General features: G+C 69.9%; 18 protein-coding genes. 8 read left to right on the top strand and 10 right to left on the bottom strand.

Features of this window, described 5'->3' with window-relative positions:
* Positions 1-2: 2 nt before the first annotated feature.
* The 4 genes from ACFV7R_RS31735 to mgrA form a co-directional block, all read right to left on the bottom strand.
* Positions 3-548, bottom strand: coding sequence for a hypothetical protein (locus tag ACFV7R_RS31735; protein WP_385269591.1), 546 nt, complete (start codon positions 546-548; stop codon positions 3-5).
* A 9-nt stretch (positions 549-557) separates the two neighbouring features.
* The gene (locus tag ACFV7R_RS31730) at positions 558-2,897 is read right to left on the bottom strand and encodes an FHA domain-containing protein (RefSeq protein ID WP_385269589.1); all 2,340 of its coding nucleotides are present in this window, start codon (positions 2,895-2,897) and stop codon (positions 558-560) included.
* Between the two features lie 70 nt (positions 2,898-2,967).
* Entirely contained in the window at positions 2,968-3,378 is a 411-nt protein-coding gene (locus tag ACFV7R_RS31725; RefSeq protein WP_129797741.1) for a hypothetical protein, read from the bottom strand.
* A 519-nt stretch (positions 3,379-3,897) separates the two neighbouring features.
* On the bottom strand, positions 3,898-4,887 hold the full coding sequence (gene mgrA, locus ACFV7R_RS31720) for an L-glyceraldehyde 3-phosphate reductase (RefSeq protein WP_385269587.1): 990 nt from the start codon (positions 4,885-4,887) through the stop codon (positions 3,898-3,900).
* A 127-nt stretch (positions 4,888-5,014) separates the two neighbouring features.
* Between mgrA and ACFV7R_RS31715 the strand changes: the two genes are divergently transcribed.
* Entirely contained in the window at positions 5,015-5,890 is an 876-nt protein-coding gene (locus ACFV7R_RS31715; RefSeq protein ID WP_385269585.1) for a LysR substrate-binding domain-containing protein, read from the top strand.
* A gap of 28 nt (positions 5,891-5,918) precedes the next feature.
* Positions 5,919-6,428: a DinB family protein gene (locus ACFV7R_RS31710; protein ID WP_385269583.1), complete on the top strand. Its 510-nt coding sequence runs from the start codon at positions 5,919-5,921 to the stop codon at positions 6,426-6,428.
* Here ACFV7R_RS31710 and ACFV7R_RS31705 read toward each other — a convergent pair.
* The 6 genes from ACFV7R_RS31705 to ACFV7R_RS31680 form a co-directional block, all read right to left on the bottom strand.
* Positions 6,416-7,489 carry an adenosine deaminase gene (locus ACFV7R_RS31705; protein ID WP_385269581.1) on the bottom strand — a complete coding sequence of 358 codons (1,074 nt, stop codon included), beginning with the start codon at positions 7,487-7,489 and terminating at the stop codon, positions 6,416-6,418. The genes ACFV7R_RS31710 and ACFV7R_RS31705 overlap by 13 nt on opposite strands.
* Positions 7,490-7,546: 57 nt before the next feature.
* Positions 7,547-7,939 (bottom strand): VOC family protein, encoded by a 393-nt coding sequence (locus tag ACFV7R_RS31700; RefSeq protein WP_385269579.1) that lies wholly within the window; start codon positions 7,937-7,939, stop codon positions 7,547-7,549.
* A 267-nt stretch (positions 7,940-8,206) separates the two neighbouring features.
* A complete protein-coding gene (locus ACFV7R_RS31695) occupies positions 8,207-8,749 on the bottom strand; it encodes an MOSC domain-containing protein (RefSeq protein WP_385269713.1) in 543 nt (180 codons plus the stop codon).
* A 153-nt stretch (positions 8,750-8,902) separates the two neighbouring features.
* Positions 8,903-9,613, bottom strand: a complete 711-nt coding sequence (locus ACFV7R_RS31690) for a chitinase (RefSeq protein WP_129797734.1) — start codon at positions 9,611-9,613, stop codon at positions 8,903-8,905.
* Between the two features lie 222 nt (positions 9,614-9,835).
* Positions 9,836-11,575, bottom strand: coding sequence for a DNA polymerase/3'-5' exonuclease PolX (gene polX, locus ACFV7R_RS31685; protein ID WP_385269577.1), 1,740 nt, complete (start codon positions 11,573-11,575; stop codon positions 9,836-9,838).
* A gap of 70 nt (positions 11,576-11,645) precedes the next feature.
* Positions 11,646-12,083, bottom strand: a complete 438-nt coding sequence (locus ACFV7R_RS31680; protein ID WP_385269575.1) for a MarR family winged helix-turn-helix transcriptional regulator — start codon at positions 12,081-12,083, stop codon at positions 11,646-11,648.
* Between the two features lie 78 nt (positions 12,084-12,161).
* Here ACFV7R_RS31680 and ACFV7R_RS31675 point away from each other — a divergent pair, with 78 nt between their 5' ends.
* The 6 genes from ACFV7R_RS31675 (at position 12,162) to urtE (ending at position 18,246) form a co-directional block, all read left to right on the top strand.
* Positions 12,162-13,274 (top strand): substrate-binding domain-containing protein, encoded by a 1,113-nt coding sequence (locus tag ACFV7R_RS31675; RefSeq protein ID WP_385269573.1) that lies wholly within the window; start codon positions 12,162-12,164, stop codon positions 13,272-13,274.
* Between the two features lie 214 nt (positions 13,275-13,488).
* Complete coding sequence (gene urtA, locus ACFV7R_RS31670) at positions 13,489-14,745, top strand: urea ABC transporter substrate-binding protein (protein ID WP_385269571.1); 1,257 nt, start codon at positions 13,489-13,491, stop codon at positions 14,743-14,745.
* Between the two features lie 63 nt (positions 14,746-14,808).
* Entirely contained in the window at positions 14,809-15,705 is an 897-nt protein-coding gene (gene urtB, locus ACFV7R_RS31665) for an urea ABC transporter permease subunit UrtB (RefSeq protein ID WP_385269569.1), read from the top strand.
* Complete coding sequence (gene urtC / locus ACFV7R_RS31660; RefSeq protein ID WP_385269567.1) at positions 15,702-16,784, top strand: urea ABC transporter permease subunit UrtC; 1,083 nt, start codon at positions 15,702-15,704, stop codon at positions 16,782-16,784. The genes urtB and urtC overlap by 4 nt, the downstream gene beginning before the upstream one ends.
* Positions 16,781-17,554, top strand: coding sequence for an urea ABC transporter ATP-binding protein UrtD (gene urtD, locus ACFV7R_RS31655; RefSeq protein ID WP_385269565.1), 774 nt, complete (start codon positions 16,781-16,783; stop codon positions 17,552-17,554). Before urtC ends, urtD begins: the two co-directional genes overlap by 4 nt.
* Positions 17,554-18,246: an urea ABC transporter ATP-binding subunit UrtE gene (gene urtE, locus ACFV7R_RS31650; RefSeq protein WP_385269563.1), complete on the top strand. Its 693-nt coding sequence runs from the start codon at positions 17,554-17,556 to the stop codon at positions 18,244-18,246. The genes urtD and urtE overlap by 1 nt, the downstream gene beginning before the upstream one ends.
* Positions 18,247-18,393 lie beyond the last annotated feature (147 nt).

Below are 18,393 nucleotides of genomic sequence, written 5' to 3'. Positions count from 1 at the left end.
CGTCAGGTCTCACCGTCGGGTGTCACGACCCGAGTGGGGGCGCGGCCGGGATCCTCGGTGGCGCGCGGCACCTCGTCCGCCGCGTAGGTGCTCAGCCGCGCCCCGTCGCTGTACGCCCACTGCCCGCCCTCGGCGTCGTACAGCCACACGGACTCCCCGTCGACGACCACTCCGATCCGCGCTCCCTGTGTCCGGTCGCGGAAGGACTCGCCGTCGAGCCCGCCGGCCGCCAGGTCCTCGACGGCCGCCCGGTAGCGGGCGAGTGCCCGCTCCGCGCGGGCGAGCAGGGGCCGGGGGTCGGCGGTGGTGGCGAGCGGTTGGTGCTCGGTGGGCGGGTCCTCGGGTACGGCGACCAGGCAACGGCCGTCGACCCAGGCCGACCAGCCGTTGGCGCACAGGATCCGCCCCCAGTCGCCGCGCCGCTCGACCAGCTGGACCGGCAGCAGCGGATCGAGGGGCACGGTGGGCCGGGCGGGGTCGGGCGACTCCCAGGCGGGCATCCCGTGCCGGGGGACGACGTGGGTGGGCCGGAACCCGGGGCTCGCCATGGCCGGGACCTACTTCCGCATCACGACGGGCTCGCGGCGGCGCAGCAGCCGGGACACCACGTAGCCGAACACCACCGACAGGACGACGAGCATGCCGATGTCGAGCAGCCACACTCCGACCGCATGCTCGAACAGGGGATCGCCGGTCAGGTCGCCGGGCGAGACGCGGGCCAGGTCGATGGTGGCGGCCATCGCGCCGAACGCCCACCGCGCAGGCACCAGCCAGGCCACCTGCTCCAGTCCCGGCACACCGTCCAGCTGCAGCAGAGCGCCGCAGAAGACGACCTGGACGAGGGCGAGCAGCACGAGCAGCGGCATCGTCACCTCCTCCTTGCGCACCAGCGCGGAGATCACCAGACCGAGCATCATCGCCGTGAAAGCCAGCAGGGCGACGGCGATGGTGATCTCCACAAGGGGCGGCATCACCACGCCCCGTCCGCCCGGTGCGTTGAGATCGACGCCGAGCAGGCCGACCAGGGTCAGCACGACGGCCTGCAGCACGGTGACCGTGCCGAGCACGACCACCTTGGACATCAGGTACGCCGATCTGGACAGGCCGACGGCCCGCTCTCGCTGGTAGATCACACGTTCCTTGACGATCTCGCGCACGGCGTTGGCCGCACCGGTGAGCACACCGCCGACGCAGAGGATGAGCAGTGCGTTCATCGCCGACCGCCGGGTCAGCTCACTGCCCGCCAGGGCGCGGGCCATGCCGCCCATGACGAAGGGCAGGGCGATCATGACGAGGAGGAAGGTGCGGTCGGCGCTGAGCGCGGCCGTGTAGCGGCGGACCAGCGTGATGAGTTGGGCGCTCCAGTGGCGCGGTCTGGGCGGCGGGCCGACGATGACCGGGCCCTCGCGGGGCAGGTGCGGCTGCGCGGTCGCGTCGGCGATGTACTGCCGGTGGAAGGGCGATGCGCGGTACTCCCCCGCCCAGTCCCGGTCGCGGTCCCACTCGAACGCCTCGAAGGCCTCCGGCCAGTGGGCGAAGCCGAAGAAGGCGAGGGCGTCGCCGGGCGGGCCGAAGTAGGCCACCGTGCCGCCCGGCGCGAGGACGAGCAGCCGGTCGCAGACATCGAGGCTGAGGACGCTGTGCGTGACGACGATGACGGTCCGGCCGTCGTCGGCGAGGCCGCGCAGCATGTGCATCACCGAGCGGTCCATGCCGGGGTCCAGGCCGGAGGTCGGTTCGTCGAGGAAGAGCAGCGACGGCTTGGTCAGCAGCTCCAGCGCCACGCTGACCCGTTTGCGCTGACCGCCGGAGAGGCTGTGCACGGGCTGGTTCGCGCGCTGTTCCAGCCCCAGTTCGCGGATCACCTCCTCGACGCGCGCGAGACGCTCGGCCTTGGCGGTGTCCTGCGGAAAGCGCAGCTCGGCAGCGTAGGTCAGGGCGCTGCGGACGGTCAGCTGGGCGTGCAGGATGTCGTCCTGCGGGACGAGGCCGATGCGCTGCCGCAGCTCTGCGTAGTCGTGGTACAGGTCGCGTCCGTCGTACAGGACCGTGCCGTGGTCGGCGGGGCGCTGGCCGGTCAGGGCGTTCAGCAGCGTGGACTTTCCCGCGCCGCTCGGGCCGACGACCGCGAGCAGGCACTTCTCCCCCACCGGGAACGACACGTCGTCGAGGAGCGTCTTGCTGCCCCGGTCGACGACGACGGTGAGGTCCTGTACGTCGAGGGAGATCTCGCCGGTGTCGACGTATTCCTGCAGCTGGTCGCCGACGAGGCAGAAGTCCGAGTGGCCTATGCCGACGATGTCGCCGGGGTTGATGAGGGCGGCGGTGACCTGCAGCCCGTTGAGGTACGTGCCGTTGTGGCTGCCGAGGTCGACGATCTCGTACGTCCCGTCGGTGTGCGCGCGCAGCTCGGCGTGCCGGCGCGAGACGAGCAGGTCGTCGACGACCAGGTCGTTGTCCTCGTCGCGGCCGATGCGGACGGTCCGATGGGGCAGCGGCCGTACGCTGGTGGGCTCCCGGAAGGTGTGGGTGAGGGCGGGGCGGGAGACCGCCGACGGGCGCTCCGGGGCCGGGTCGGCAAGGCCGACGAGGACGGCGCGCGGGCCGTCGGTGGGGTTGCCGAAGCGGATGACGCTGCCGGGGCCGACGTCCCATGCGTCGATGCGGCGGCCGTCGGCGTAGGTGCCGTTGGTGCTGTGCTCGTCCTTCAGGGTCCAGTGGCCGCCGTTGGGCCGCAGCACCGCGTGGTGCCAGGAGACCCGGTCGTCGTCGAGGACTATGTCGCTCAGCGGGTCGCGTCCGACGCGGTAGTCGCGGACGGGGATCATCACGGTGGAGCCCGTCTCGGTTTCGAGGACGAGTTCGGGCGCTGTCGACGCGACCGGCTGCTTCACCATGGCGGAAATTCTACCGATTCGTCCATATGTGCGCTGTCAAGACATCGTCCCGCGCAGCCGTCGGCACGTATCAGGCGACGGGCACGACCAGCGCCGGAATCGTGCGCTGCATCCGCAGGGCGTCGACGGATTCGGCGAGCAGTTCGTACTCCGTGGTGTCGTCGCTGGTGGCGATCCTGACCAGCCGCCCGGCCGCCAACTCCTCGGCGACCAGTTCCTGCCGACGCACGTCCGCGCACCAGTCGCGCAGCGCGGCGGGCACATCGGCCACGGCGTCGCCGACCGGGACGAGCGCGTGCGGCGGGTAGGGCCCGTCGCCGGGCTGCGGGTCCAGCCGCTCGGCGATCCAGGTGGCGCGGTCCCGCAGCCACCACAGCGCAAGGGCGAGGGTGGGGGCCCGGTAGGTGCCGAGCGGTACGCCGATGCGCCGGCCGCCGCAGGTGCCGTACGCCGTGACATGGCACAGGAATTCGTCGTGCACGTCCGCCTCCCCCGTTGCGTTGCTCGCTTGCCGGTGGCGCCTCGCTTTCGGTGCGGCTCTTGTGCTGGGAAACTGTCCCTGGCGTTCGAGTATCTTCACTCTTGAACCACTGTCACCACGCCTTTCCGGCCAGTCTCTTGGCATATTCACCGCGCGTATTGGCCGGAATGCGACGGGTGAGGGAGGGCAGGCCGCAGGGCACGATCTTCGGCTGCAGCGGGGCCGAACGGGTGGCCGCGACGAGTTTTCCCGTTGACGAGGTCTCCAGTGGGAAGGCAGTGAGACCACGGCGGGCGGGGAACCACCGGAAACGTGGATGCGGAATTCGCCGCAGTCCTGCGCGAGCAGCCGATCAAAGGCGGCTGGACATATCTCGCCTGGCGCGAATCCGTCGCCTATTCCGGCACCCGCGGACGAGGCAAGATCCGCGGGACCATCGACGGGCACTCTTTCCGGAATTCCGTCACGGCAAGCCGGTGCCCGGAGGCGATGGTCACCTCCGGGCACCGGATCGATGGGTCAGGCCTTGACGGCGGCGTCGATCCTGGCCAGTTCGTCCGCGTCGAAGTCGAGGTTGCGGATCGCCGAGACGCTGTCCTCCAGCTGGCGCGGGCTGCTCGCACCGACCAGCGCGGAGGTGACCCGGCCGCCGCGCAGGACCCAGGCCAGTGCCATCTGCGCAAGGGACTGGCCGCGGGACTTGGCGATGTCGTCCAGGGTGCGCAGCCGGCCCACGAGCTCCTCGGTCACCGCGTCGGAGTTCAGGAAGGGGCTGTCGCTCGCGGCCCGCGAGTCCTCCGGGATGCCGTCGAGGTAGCGGGCGGTCAGCAGGCCCTGCTCCAGCGGCGAGTAGGCGATGGAGCCGACCTGCAGCTCGTCCAGCGCGTCCAGGAGCCCCTCCTCGGGGCGCCGGTCGAGCATCGAGTAGCGCGGCTGGTGGATCAGCAGCGGGGCGCCCAGCTCGCCCAGGATCCGGGCGGCTTCCCGGGTCTGCTCCGGGGAGTAGTTCGAGACGCCGACGTAGAGCGCCTTGCCCTGCTGCACGGCCGAGTGCAGCGCGCCCATCGTCTCCTCCAGCGGAGTCGCGGGGTCGGGGCGGTGCGAGTAGAAGATGTCGACGTAGTCCAGGCCCATCCGCTTCAGGCTCTGGTCCAGCGAGGACAGCAGGTACTTGCGGGAGCCCCACTCGCCGTACGGGCCGGGCCACATCAGGTAGCCGGCCTTGGTGGAGATGACCAGCTCGTCCCGGTACGGCGTGAAGTCGGCGCGCAGCGCCTCGCCGAGGGCGGACTCGGCCGCGCCGGGCGGCGGGCCGTAGTTGTTGGCCAGGTCGAAGTGGGTGACGCCGAGGTCGAAGGCGCGCCGCAGGATGGCCCGCTGGGTCTCGACCGGCCGGTCCGGGCCGAAGTTGTGCCACAGGCCGAGCGACAGCGCGGGGAGTTTCAGGCCGCTGCGTCCGGTGCGCCGATAGGGCATGTCCGCGTAGCGGTCGGGGTGTGCGGTGTACAACGCGACTCCAGAAAGGTTGGCCCACGAGGAAACGGTTCCGGGAAAAACCGCTCTCCATCCTTCTCGGCCCACGGGCAGCAGTCCAACAGAAGAATCCGATGGAATTCAGCGAGTACGCTTCTCAATCATGGAACTGCGCCACCTCCAGCACTTCGTCGCGGTCGCCGAGGACCAGCACTTCACCCGGGCCGCGGAACGGCTGATGGTGTCCCAGTCGGGCCTGTCCGCCTCGATCCGGGCGCTGGAGCGGGAGTTGCAGACCCCGCTGTTCGTGCGGACGACCCGGCGGGTGACGCTCACGGAGGCGGGCCGTGCGCTGCTCGGCGAGGCGGAACGCATCCTGGCACAGGTGCGCTCGGCGCACGAGGCCGTGGCCGCCGTGCAGGGCGTGCTGCGCGGCACGCTCGCGCTGGGCACCGAGCAGTGCATCGCCGGGGTGGATGTCGCCGGGCTGCTCGCCACGTTCCGGCGGCGTCACCCGGACGTGGAGATCCGGTTGCGCCAGGCGGGTTCCGGGGCGCTGGCGGAGGAGATCGATGCGGGGCGGCTGGACCTGGCGTTCGCGGTCCGTACCCGGACCGACTCCGACCAGCTGCGTTCCGTACCGCTGACCAGCGAGCCGATGACCGTCCTGTGCCATCCGACACACCGGCTGGCCACAGCCGGCGCGGCCGTCACTCCGGAGGAGCTGGGGAGCGAGGTGTTCGTCGACTTCCATCCCGACTGGGGGCCGCGTCGCATCACCGACGCCGCCTTCACCGCGGCGGGCGTGCAGCGGACCGTGGCGCTGGAGGTGAACGAGGTGCACAGCCTCCTCGACCTGCTGGACGAGAACCTGGGCGTCGCCGTCGTGCCGCACCACTTCCGGTACAAGCGGGAGTCGCTCACCGCCCTCCCCCTCAAGGGCACCGGCGAGGCGCTCTACGAGACGGTCGCCCTCCTCCCTCCCCCGCAGGCCACGAGCCCCGCGGCCCGAGCCCTGATGGCGCTGCTGGAGGCATGAACGCCGCCGATGGGCGATGGTGGGGCGTATGCACGCCAAGGACATCCTCAGCGACGGATACAGCCGCATCCAGGAAGAAGTCCACGCCGTCGTCGACGGTCTGGGCGCCGACGACCTCAACGCCCGCCCCTCCGCCCGCGCCAACTCGATCGCATGGCTGGTCTGGCACCTCACCCGCGTCCAGGACGACCACATCGCCGACGCCTCGGGGCTCGACCAGGTCTGGCCGGCCCAGGGCTGGGACAAGCGCTTCGGGCTCGGCCTGCCGCGCGACGACACGGGATACGGGCACAGCCCGGCGAAGGTCGCCAAGGTGCGGGTCGACTCCGGTGACCTGCTGACCGGGTACTACGACGCCGTGCACGACCAGACGCTCGACTTCGTGCGCGGGCTGACCGCAAAGGACCTCGAACGCATCGTGGACGAGCGCTGGGACCCGCCGGTCAGCCTCGGCGTGCGGCTGGTGAGCGTCCTGTCCGACGATCTCCAGCACGTCGGACAGGCCGCCTATGTGCGGGGGCTGCTTCAGGCCGGGTAGCCCGGCAGGACGACGTCCCGTATCAGGGCGTCCCGCTCGTCGAAGGGGATGAAGGCGCTCTTGACGGCGTTCACGGTGACCGTGCGCAGGTCCTCGACCGTCCAGCCCGCCTGCTCGACCAGCAGGGACATCTCCCGGGTCATCGTGGTGCCCGACACGAGCCGGTTGTCGGTGTTGAGGGTGACGCGGAAGCCGAGGTCCTTCAGCGCGGTGATCGGGTGCTCGGCGATGGAGGTGGCGGCGCCGGTCTGCAGGTTGGAGGTGGGACACATCTCCAGCGCGATCCGGCGGTCGCGGACCCAGCCGGCGAGGCGGCCGAGCTTGCCGGCCGCGAGGTCGGGGATGTCGTCGGTGATGCGGACTCCGTGACCGATGCGCTGGGCGCCGCACACCTGGAGGGCCTGGTGGATGCTGGGCAGACCGTGCGCCTCACCGGCGTGGATGGTGAACGGCACGTTCTCGCGGCGCAGGTGCTCGAAGGCGGCGAGGTGGTCGGCGGGCGGGAAGCCGTCCTCGGCGCCCGCGATGTCGAAGCCGACGACACCGGCGTCCCGGAAGGCGACCACCAGGTCGGCGATCTCCCGGCTGCGGTCGAACATCCGCATGCCGCACAGCAACGTGCCCACCCGGACCGGCGTCCCGGCGGCGGCCGCCTTGGCCATGCCCGCCGCCAGCCCCTCCTGCACGGTCTCGACCACCTCGGGCAGGGTCAGCCCGCCCTTGAGCATCAGCTCGGGTGCGTAGCGCACCTCGCCGTAGACGACGCCGTCCGCGGCGAGGTCGAGGACGTACTCCTCGGCGGTGCGCAGCAGGCCCTCGCGGGTCTGCATCACGGCGAGGGTGTGCTCAAAGGTGGCGATGTAGCGGACCAGGTCGCCGGAGTTCGCGGCGTCGTAGTACCAGGCGGCGAGCGCGTCGGGGTCGGTGGTGGGCAGGGTGTGGCCGACCGCGTCCGCGAGCTCCACGACGGTGGCGGGGCGCAGACCGCCGTCGAGGTGGTCGTGCAGCACGGCCTTGGGGAGCCGGCGGATGGCGTCTGCGTCTACGCGCGTAGCAGTCATGGCGGGTCTTTCCTTGGCGGGAGGTTCGAAGGAGGCACTCCGGGGCGGAGGCGCAGGTCAGTCGGCGGGCTGGAGCAGGTCCCAGCGGTTGCCGTACAGGTCCTGGAAGACGGCGACCGTGCCGTACGGCTCGTGCCGCGGCTGCTCCAGGAAGGTCACGCCCGCCGCGAGCATGCGGGCATGATCGCGGGCGAAGTCGTCGGTGTGCAGGAAGAAACCGACGCGCCCGCCGGTCTGGTCACCGACCCGGTCACGCTGCACCTCGCCCTTGGCGCGGGCCAGCAGCAGGGCGGTGCCAGCTGCCTCCGCCCCGGGTGCGACGACGACCCAGCGGGAGCCGTCCGGACGCGGCGCGTCCTCGACGAGCCGGAAACCGAGGGCCTCGGTGTAGAAGCGGATCGCCTCGTCGTAGTCGTCGACGACGAGGGTGACCAGGGCGATGCGTCTCATCGGGGCCTTTCCGGACGTGCGATTGACCGGAGAGGTTATACGTAAAACCCGGCGGGCGCCAGTCGCCGCCGAGACCGAAGTTCTCACGCCCGCGGCCCGGGGCACGCCGACGGGCCGGCCACCGGCATGCCGGGCACGGCGATCACTGATCCCCCTCAGGGCCTGGGTCTCGGTGCCGTCGATCCGGACTCGCCACGCGCTTTACGACGTGGTGCGAGTTCTCCGATCAACTCGCCGGGAGGCCGCAGAAGGGGGGCGAGAGCGACGTCAGACCCGCTCCAGGGGCCGGTGCGGCTCGCCGGGAAGCTCCACTTCGATCGTGTCACCCGGGCGCACCGCACCGCCCTCCTTCACGATGCTCATGATTCCGGCCTTGTGCACGATGTTTCCGGCTTCATCGCGACCGACGACCTGCTTGAGCAGTCCGTCCTGGAAGTTGTCGATCTGCAGGCACGGGTTGCGCAGGCCGGTCACTTCCAGCACTGCCTCCTCGCCGATGCGCAGCAGCGTGCCGACCGGCAGGCCGAGCAGATCGATGCCGCGGGTGGTGATGTTCTCCCCGAGGTCACCGGGCACCACCTTGAATCCCGCTGCGCCGACCTCGGCGAAGAGTTCTTCGTGGATGAGATGGACCTGGCGAAGGTTCGGCCGGGTGGGGTCCTGGGCGACCCGCGAGCGGTGCTTGACCGTCACGCCGGCGTGTACGTCGCCCTCCACACCGAGCCCGGCGAGCAACGTGATGCTGTCCCGGTTCGGCTTGGTGAACGAGTACTCGCCGTTGCTGCTGACTGCCGTCACCATGCCGCTCATCCTCGGCTCCCCCTCCTCAGTGACAATGATCAGCCATGACCCTACCCAACGAACCTCAAGACGCAGCAGCCACGGGCGATCGCCTTGGCCGTCATCCGCATTGAGGCGGCTCGTAGGGCTCCTGAGGCAGTACGTCAAACACGCACTCCGGCGTCAGCAGTAGAGGTTGCCCCCCGGCGACACCCCGAGAATCTGCGTGAACCGCTGGTAGTTGGACACGCGGCTCTGCACCTGCGCGGGATTCTTGCCGTCGCATTCCAGGGCGCCGTTGATGCTGCGGATCGTCTGGCCGAAGCCCGCCTGGTTGACCATGGCGTTGTGGCCGGTCATGGTGCCGGGGCCGGTCTGGGTGTTCCAGTACCACAGGCCCGTCTTCCAGGCGACGGAGGCGTTGTTCTGCACCATCCAGGGGTCGTTCAGCAGGTTCAGGCCGAGCGCGTCGCCCGCGGCCTTGTAGTTGAAGTTCCAGCTGAGCTGGATGGGGCCGCGGCCGTAGTAGGCGGCCTGGCCGGCGGGGCAGCCGTACGACTGGCTCCAGTCGCAGTAGTGCGGGTAGTTGGCCTGGTTCTGCTCCACGATGTGCACCAGACCGCCGGTCTCGTGACTGACGTTGGCGAGGAAGGCGGCGGCCTCCTGCTTCTTCACCGTGTCGCTGCCCGTGTTCGCGAAGGCGGGGTACGCGCTCAGGGCCGCGGTGAGGCCGCTGTAGGTGTAGAAGGAATTCCGGTTCGGGAACATCTGGTTGAACTGCGCCTCGCTGACGACGAATCCGGCGGCGGACGCGGTCGGTGCCGGCTGGAGGGCGAGGGCGGTGCCCGCGAGGGCGAGTGAGCTCAGGACTGCGGAGATACGGCGCCTCGACACAGGGTCAACTCCTTTGCGGTGCACGGCCGCTCCCGGTCGAGGGCAGGGCGGAGCCGGTCCTCGTGCGCACATGCCGGTGATACCGGCCACGGCGTGGGGGCGGCCGTGGTGGGGGGTGTGGAGGCACACTCAACCGCGTTGGTCTGTACCAGTCAAGGGTGTAGACCAGTCAACCGTCCGGGATCTCGGAGGAGTTGACGTCCGATCAGATCGAGGAAGCGGTTACCGACCCTTGCGAAGGAACCGTTGCAGTCGCGCCTGGGGCCAGGTGTTGATCACGTCGTCCTTGGTGAGCCACCCGCGTTGCGCCGTGCCCACGCCGTAGCGGAGGTGGGCCAGGTGGAGGACGGAGTGGGCGTCGCTGTCGATGGCGAACCTCACCCCGTGCCGCTTGGCCCACAGGATGTGCTCGTCGCACAGGTCGAGCCGGTCGGGATGGGAGTTGATCTCCAGGGCCGTGCCGGTGCGTGCGCAGGCGGCGAAGACCGCGTCGAGGTCGGCGTCGATGCCGGGCCGCTTGCCGATGAGACGGGTGGTGGGGTGGCCGATGATGTTGACGTACGGGTTCTCGCAGGCCCGGACGAGCCGGCGGGTGAGCGCCTCGCGCTTCTGGTTGAAGTGCGAGTGCACCGAGGCCACGCACAGGTCGAATCCGGCCAGGAAGTCGTCCGGCCAGTCCACGCCGCCGTCGGGGTCGATGTTCAGCTCCACGCCGTGCAGCAGCCGCATGCCGCGGCGCTTGCCGTGCCGGCCGTACTTCCCGTCGAGCTCCCGTACATGCTCGCGCTGGGCCAGCATCCGCTCGTCCGTCATCCGCTGCATATAGAGGTTCGGCGCGTGATCGGTGATCGCGTAGTAGGCGTGTCCGCGTTCGGCGGCCGCGGCGACCATTTCCTCCAGCGGGGCGAGGCCGTCGGTGAGGTCGGTGTGGGTGTGCAGGTCGCCCCGGATGTCCGACTCCTCGATCAGTTCAGGGAGTTCGCCTTTCAGCCCGGCCTCGATCTCGCCGCGGTCCTCCCGGAGGGTCGGCGGGATCCAGGGCAGGCCGAGCCGGGCGTACACGTCCTCCTCCGTCTCGGAGACGATCTTCTCCCCGCTCCCGACGTCGAACAGCCCGTACTCGGAGAGCTTGAGTTTCTGGTGCACGGCCAGTTCCCGGGTGCGGATGTTGTGCGCCTTGGAACCGGTGAAGTACTGGAGCGCCGCGCCCCAGGAGTCCGGGGGTACGACGCGCAGGTCGACGGCGAGGCCCTTGGTGGTGCGGATCGACGTCTTGGTCCTGCCCTGCGCGATGACCTCCATGACGTACGGCAGCTCGGTGAAGGCCCGCATCAGCGGCTCCGATTCGTCGGCCGCGGTGAGGATGTCGATGTCGCCGATGGTCTCGCGCAGGCGGCGCAGCGAGCCGGCGTACGTGCACCGCCGGCAGCCGGTCACCCGGGACAGCTCCGCGACGACGCCTTCGGCGACGTCCATGGCGACGTCGATCAGCACCCGGTCCCCGGAGGACTGCAGCAGCGCGATGCCGTGCAGGATCTTCTCCTCCGTCCTGGGGCCGAAGCCCTTCAGGTCCCGCAGCCGCTCCTCGTGGATGGCGTCGGCCAGTTCCTCGGTGGAGGAGATGCCCAGCTCCTCGTAGAGCGCCAGGGCCTTCTTCGGGCCGAGCGTGGGGATGGCCGTCAGCCGCCGGACCCCGGCGGGGATTTTCGCGCGCAGTTCCTCGATCGCGGAGACGCTGCCGGTACGGCGGTACTCGACGATCTTCTCCGCGATCGACTTGCCGACGTTGGGGATCTCCTTCAGGCCTTTGGCGTCGAGCGTGGCGATATCGGCGTGGTAACCGCCGATCGCGCGGGCGGCCTTCTCGTAGACGCGTGCCTTGAACGCGTCTCCTCCGGTGATCGAGATCAGGTCCGCGTACTCGGCCAGCAGCGCGGCGACCTCGTCGTTCGCACGAGCCACACCTCCAGGGTAGGCGAGGTCCGACGCCCGTGCGTTCGGCTCAGCGGCTTCCCCGAGGTCGCCGGCCGCGTCACACGCGGGACGCCGTCCGGTCCAGCGTGGAGGCGAGCCGCTCCAGCAGGGCGCGCAGCAGTTCCTCGTCGCCGTCCCCGAGCGACGGCCAGTCCGCGCGGACCGCCCGGTCGACACGGCACCAGTACTCCCGACCACGCGGGGTGAGGTGGGCGAGGATGCGGCGGCGGTCGAGGGGGTCGACCCGACGGTGGACGAGGTTCTGGTCGACAAGGTGGTCGACGAGCTTGGTCAGGCTCGGCGCCGGCAGGAAGGCCGCCTCGGCGACGGCCGTCATGTGGTGCCCCGAGCCGTCGGAGAGCAGGGCGAGAACCCGCCAGGCCTCCACCGAGCAGCCCTCCTCCTCCAGAACGACCTGGAGGCGGCGCGCGGCCAGCCGCTCGGCCCGCGTCAGGAGCTGCATCAGATCGTGGGGCCGACGCGAAGAGGTGGACATCCTGCTCCTAGTTCACCGGGTGTGCACATCGTATGAGACAGGCTGGAGTTCACCCGGTGGACCCGAAATCATGACGCCATGTTCCGGCACGATCCTCCCGCTCCCGAATGGTTCACGGCCGACGCCTCGGCGCTCGGGGTGGCCCTCGTGTTCCCCATGCAGGGACCGGCGGGCATCTTCGGTCCGGCCTGCGAGCTGTGCGCCCAGCTGGCCGCGGAGCGGGTGAACCGCGCGGGCGGGGTCCTCGGCCGGGAGCTGCGGTTGGTCCCCGTCGACGGCGGCGCGTCGCCGCGGCAGATCGCCGACCGTGTCGAGGCCTTGGTGGACCTGGGCGTGGTGCAGGGCGTCACGGGCTGGCACATCTCCTCGGTGCGACAGGCGCTGGCGCCGAGAATCGCCCATCGCGTGCCGTACGTCTACACCGCGCTGTACGAGGGCGGCGAGCACACCGCGGGCGTGTTCCTGACCAGCGAGACTCCTCGCAGCCAACTGCGGCCCGCAATGGGCCTGTTGGCACTCGAACGCCGGGTGCGCCGATGGTTCGTCGTCGGCAACGACTACGTCTGGCCGCGGCGCACGGCACGGGCGGCCCACTCGTTCGCCCGCGAGTCGGGCGGAAGCATCGCCGGAGAGGTGTATCTCCCGCTCGGCACCCACGACTTCGAGCCCGTACTGCGACACATCGAGCGGTCCGACGCGGACGCGGTGCTGATGCTGCTGGTCGGCAGCGACGCGGTGCGGTTCAACCGGGCGTTCGCGGCCTGCGGTCTGGACGCGCGCTGTCTGCGGCTGAGCACACTGATGGACGAGAACATGCTGATGGCGAGCGGCCCTTCGGCCACCGTCGACCTGCACAGCACCGCCGGGTTCTTCGCCTCGCTGGCCAACCGGGACACGCTCGACTTCCACGGCGAGTACGCGGACCGCTACGGCATCGAGGCGCCCGCGCTGGGCAGCCTCGGCGAATCCTGTTACGAGGGCGTGCTGTTGCTGGCCGCGCTCATCGGCCGGGCGGGGACTCTGGAGGTGTCGGCGATCGGGGCGGCGGCCGGGACGGTGTCGTACGAGGGGCCGCGCGGGCTGCTGCATCTGCGAGGCAGCCATGTGCGGCAGCGGATCTACCTGGCGCGCGCGGACGGTTGCGACTTCGACGTGCTCACGGAGCTCGATCTTCACGGATCCCGCCCTTGACACGTCCGCGCCTACGCCAAGATACTTCCCACAGAAAGTAACTAGAATGCCTCGGGCGAATTGTGAATTCGATTTCCGAATGCACGACGCAAGCCTCCGGGGCGTTTTTTGTTGCGCCGGGGAAAGTCGCGCGAAACACTCTGGAAACAGCGTGACTTGAGGCTGTGGACCGCACTTCAGGAGGTTGTCTTCCTCCACACCCGAGGGGGTCCATTTGTCCAGCGGTTCCAGTATTCTCCGTCGCCGTTTCCTGGCCGGCGGCGCCGCGCTCGCGGCGGTCGTGGCACTGTCCGCGTGCGGGGCGAAGACCGACGCGGCCGGCTCGTCCGACAAGGCCGCGAAGGCCGACGTCAGCGGTGACACGGTCAAGGTCGGTCTGCTCAACTCGCTGTCCGGCACCATGGCCATCAGCGAGGTGACCGTGCGCGACTCGCTGAAGCTGGCCATCGACGAGATCAACGCCTCCGGCGGGGTGCTCGGCAAGAAGATCCAGCCGATCAGCGAGGACGGCGCCTCCGACTGGCCGACGTTCGCCGAGAAGGCGCAGAAGCTGATCCAGGAGGACCGGGTCGCCGCCACGTTCGGCTGCTGGACCTCCGCCAGCCGCAAGGCCGTCAAGCCGGTGTTCGAGAAGAACAAGTCGCTGCTGTTCTACCCGGTGCAGTACGAGGGCCTGGAGCAGTCGCCGTACATCTTCTACACGGGCGCGACCACCAACCAGCAGATCGTCCCGGCGCTCGACTACCTCAAGGGCAAGGGCCTGAAGAAGCTCTACCTGGTCGGCAGCGACTACGTCTTCCCGCGCACCGCCAACAAGATCATCCAGGCGTATGCGAAGGCCAACGGCATGACGATCCTCGGCGAGGACTACGCGCCGCTCGGCTCCACGGAGTTCAGCACGATCGCCAACAAGGTGAAGGCGTCGAAGGCGGATGCCGTCTTCAACACCCTCAACGGCGACTCGAACGTGGCGTTCTTCAAGGAGTACAAGTCGGCGGGTCTGACCGCGAAGTCCATGCCGGTGGTGTCGGTGTCGATCGCCGAGGAGGAGGTCAAGTCGATCGGCACGCAGTACCTGGCCGGCCAGTTGACGGCCTGGAACTACTACCAGACCACCACGGGCACCGCGAACGAGAAGTTCGTCAAGGCGTACAAGGCCAAGTACGGCGAGGATAAGCCGACCAGTGACCCGATGGAGGCCGCGTACGCCTCGGTCTACCTGTGGAAGGCCATGGTCGAGAAGGCCGGCTCCTTCGACCCGGAGAAGGTGAAGGCCGCCTCCGACGGCATCACGTTCGACGCGCCCGAGGGCAAGGTCACCGTCGACGGTGCCACCCAGCACATCCACAAGACCGCCCGCATCGGCGAGATCGGCACCGACGGTCTGATCAAGGAGGTGTGGGACTCCGGCAAGCCCATCGAGCCGGACCCGTACCTGAAGGGCTACTCCTGGGCCTCCGGCCTGTCCTGACCGCCCCTCACCGCCCGTGGGCCACACGTGGCCCACGGCGGCCCCTCTCCCCGGAGCCGCCGTATGACCGTGATCCTCGGTCAGACCTTCACCGGCATCAGCATCGGTGCCGTCCTGCTGCTCATCGCGCTCGGTCTCTCGCTCACCTTCGGCCAGATGAACGTCATCAACATGGCCCACGGCGAGTTCATCATGGCGGGCGCCTACACGACGTACGTCCTGCAGAAGTCCATTTCGAGCGCCGGAATTTCGCTGCTGGTCGCCCTTCCCGTCGCTTTTCTCGTCTCGGGCGCTCTGGGCGCGCTTCTCGAATGGGTGCTGATACGACGCCTGTATCTACGGCCACTCGACACACTTCTCGTCACCTGGGGCGTCTCGCTGATGCTTCAGCAACTCGCCCGGGACATTTTCGGCGCGCCGAACGTGCAGACCCGGGCGCCCGACTGGCTCACCGGGAACGTCACGCTGATCGGCGGCGAGGACCCGCTCACCGTCGCCAACAGCCGGCTGTTCATCCTGGGCCTCGCCATCGCGGCGGTGGTCGCGCTGACGCTGACGCTGCGGCTGACGCCGCTCGGCCGCCGGATCCGGGCGGTCGTGCAGAACCGGGACCTCGCCGAGGTGTCCGGCATCTCCACGGCACGCGTCGACCGCACCGCCTTCTTCCTCGGCTCCGGTCTCGCGGGCATCGCCGGGGTGGCGCTGACCCTGGTCGGTCCGATCGGGCCGACGATGGGCACCAACGTCATCATCGACGCCTTCCTGGTGATCGTGGTCGGCGGGATCGGGCAGCTCAAGGGCACGGTGATCGTCGCCTTCGTGCTGGGCGTGCTGCAGTCAGTCCTGGAGTACTCCACCACCGTCAGCGTCGCCAAGGTGCTGGTGCTCGTCGCCATCGTCGCGTTCCTCCAGTGGCGGCCCCAGGGGCTGTACACGCTGCGTACGAGGAGTCTCGTATGACCCTTCTCCACGGGCGCGCCCGGACCTGGGCCGGATTCGCGGGCGCCGCCGTCCTGCTCTTCGCCCTCGCCCCGCTCGCGCTGACCGACTTCCGGCTCGGGCTGCTCGCCAAGTACCTGTGCACGGCCATGGTCGCGGTCGGCATCTGCCTGGCCTGGGGGCGCGGTGGCCTGCTGACCCTGGGCCAGGGCCTGTTCTTCGGGCTCGGCGGTTACGCCATGGCGATGCACCTGAAGATCGCCGACGCCGGGCCGGGCAACCTGCCCGACTTCATGCAGCTGTACGGCACGGCCACCGAACTCCCCTGGTGGTGGCGGCCGTTCGCCGACCCCGTGTTTGCGCTCGCCGCCACCGTGCTGCTGCCGATGGCCGTCGCGGCGCTGCTCGGCTCGTTCATCTTCCGACGCCGGGTCAAGGGCGCCTATTTCGCAATCCTCAGCCAGGCCCTCGCCGCCGCCTTCGCCATCTGGCTGATCGGCCAGCAGGCCACGACCGGTGGCACCAACGGGCTCACCGACATCCAGGGCTTCTTCGGCTACGACCTCGACGACCCGGTCAACCAGCGGACCGTGTACTTCATCATCGCCGCCGCCCTGCTGCTCCTGATCGCCCTCGCCCGCCAGCTGATCCACAGCCGCTACGGCGAACTCCTCGTCGCCGTACGGGACTCGGAGGAACGGGTGCGCTTCCTCGGCTACGACCCTGCGAAGGTGAAGCTCGTCGCATACGTCGTCGCCGCAGGCATGGCCGGGCTCGCGGGCGCACTGTTCGTACCGGCCGTCGGCATCATCTCCCCAGCGATGATCGGCATCGTGCCGTCCATCGAGTTCGTCATCGGCGCCGCGGTCGGCGGACGTGCCAGCCTGGTGGGCGCGGTGCTCGGCGCGATCGGCGTCGCCTGGGCCAGGACGGCGCTGTCGGAGGAGTTCCCGGCAGCCTGGACGTACTTCCAAGGGCTGCTGTTCATCGTGGCACTGGCGTTCCTGCCGGGCGGCCTGGCCTCGCTGGGCGGGGTCCTACAGCGGCGCAGGGCCCGACAGCGGAAAGCAGCCGTCGTTGCGGTGGGAGAAGCGGCATGAGCGAACCGGCAGGGCTCGAGATACGTCAACTGCGCGTGTCATTCGACGGGTTCACCGCCGTCGACGGGGTGGACCTCGACGTGCGGCCGGGGGACCTGCGGTTCCTCATCGGGCCGAACGGCGCCGGCAAGACGACCCTCGTCGACGCCGTCACCGGTCTGGTGAAGGCGGAGGGCTCGGTGCGCTTCGGCGACACGGAGCTGCTCGGACGGAGTGTGCACCGGATCGCCCGGTCGGGTATCGGACGGACATTCCAGACGGCCACCGTCTTCGAGGAGTTGACGGTCCTCCAGAACCTGGACATCGCGGCGGGCGCCGGCCGGAGCGTGTGGACCATGCTGCGCCGCCGCAAGGACGTTCCCGAGCCGGTCGCCCGAGCACTGGAGACGATCGGGCTCACGAAGCTCGCCGACTCCCCCGCCGGAACGCTCGCACACGGGCAGAAGCAGTGGCTGGAGATCGGCATGCTGCTGGTGCAGGACGTACGGCTGCTGCTGCTCGACGAACCGGTGGCCGGGATGAGCCACGACGAACGGCAGGCGACCGGTGAGCTGCTGGAGCGGATCAGCGCGGAGCGGACCGTCGTCGTCATCGAGCACGACATGGACTTCATGCGGTCCTTCGCGCGCAGCGTGAGCGTGCTGCACGCGGGCCGACTGCTCAGCGAGGGAACGGTGGCCGAGGTGCAGGCCGACCCGAAGGTGCAGGAGGTGTACCTCGGGCACGCGGCCGCCGAGACAGTCACCGACGTGGCGGTACAGGAGGCGTGATGCTGGAGATCGAGGACATCCGCGTCGGTTACCACCGCAGCACCGTGCTGCACGGGGTGAGCGTCGACGTGCCGAAGGACGGGGTCGCCGCGGTGCTCGGGCACAACGGCGCGGGCAAGAGCACGCTGCTGCGTGCCGCCGTGGGGCTGCTGACGCCTCTGAGCGGAACGGTCCGCCTCGACGGCGAGGACATCACGCGCCGCAGGCCGCACGAGCGGGTGGCGCGCGGGATGGCGTACGTCCCACAGGGCCAGCAGGCGTTCCCCCACCTCACGACCGCCGAGAACCTCCAGCTCGTGGCCGACGGACGCCGACGTGGAAAGGCCGCGATCGACGAGGCGCTGGACCTCTTCCCGGCGCTGCAGGCCCTGTCGAACCGCCGCGCCGGGCTGCTCTCGGGCGGACAGCGACAGCAACTGGCCATCGCCCGCGCCCTGGTGACGGAGCCTCGGATCCTGCTCCTCGACGAGCCGACCGAGGGCATCCAGCCGTCGGTGGTGGCCGAGATCGAGGAGACGATCCTGGCGCTGGCCGCGCGCGGCGGACTCTCGGTGCTGCTGGTCGAACAGCACGTCGGCTTCGCGATGCGGGCGGCGCAGCGGTACTACGTCCTGGAAGCCGGGCGGGTCACGTCCTCCGGCGCGGGCGGCAAGGAGTCGGAGTTCGCGGTACGGGAGGCGCTCAGCGTGTGAGTTCCCGGCGGCGGCGTTCCGGGCAGGCGCGCTGCGCCGCGCTCTCGGTGAGGACGAGCGCGCCGCCTCGTACGCCCGTACGGCATCGGTGTGGCGGCGCAGCAGGTCGGCGCGGGCCGCGTGAACGACGTGGCAGCGGTCGGGGTC

Source organism: Streptomyces sp. NPDC059866 (assembly GCF_042731325.1).
Classification (GTDB): domain Bacteria; phylum Actinomycetota; class Actinomycetes; order Streptomycetales; family Streptomycetaceae; genus Streptomyces; species Streptomyces flavusporus.
Note: the sequence above shows the minus strand (reverse complement) of the source record. Positions and strands in the feature narration are given on the sequence as shown.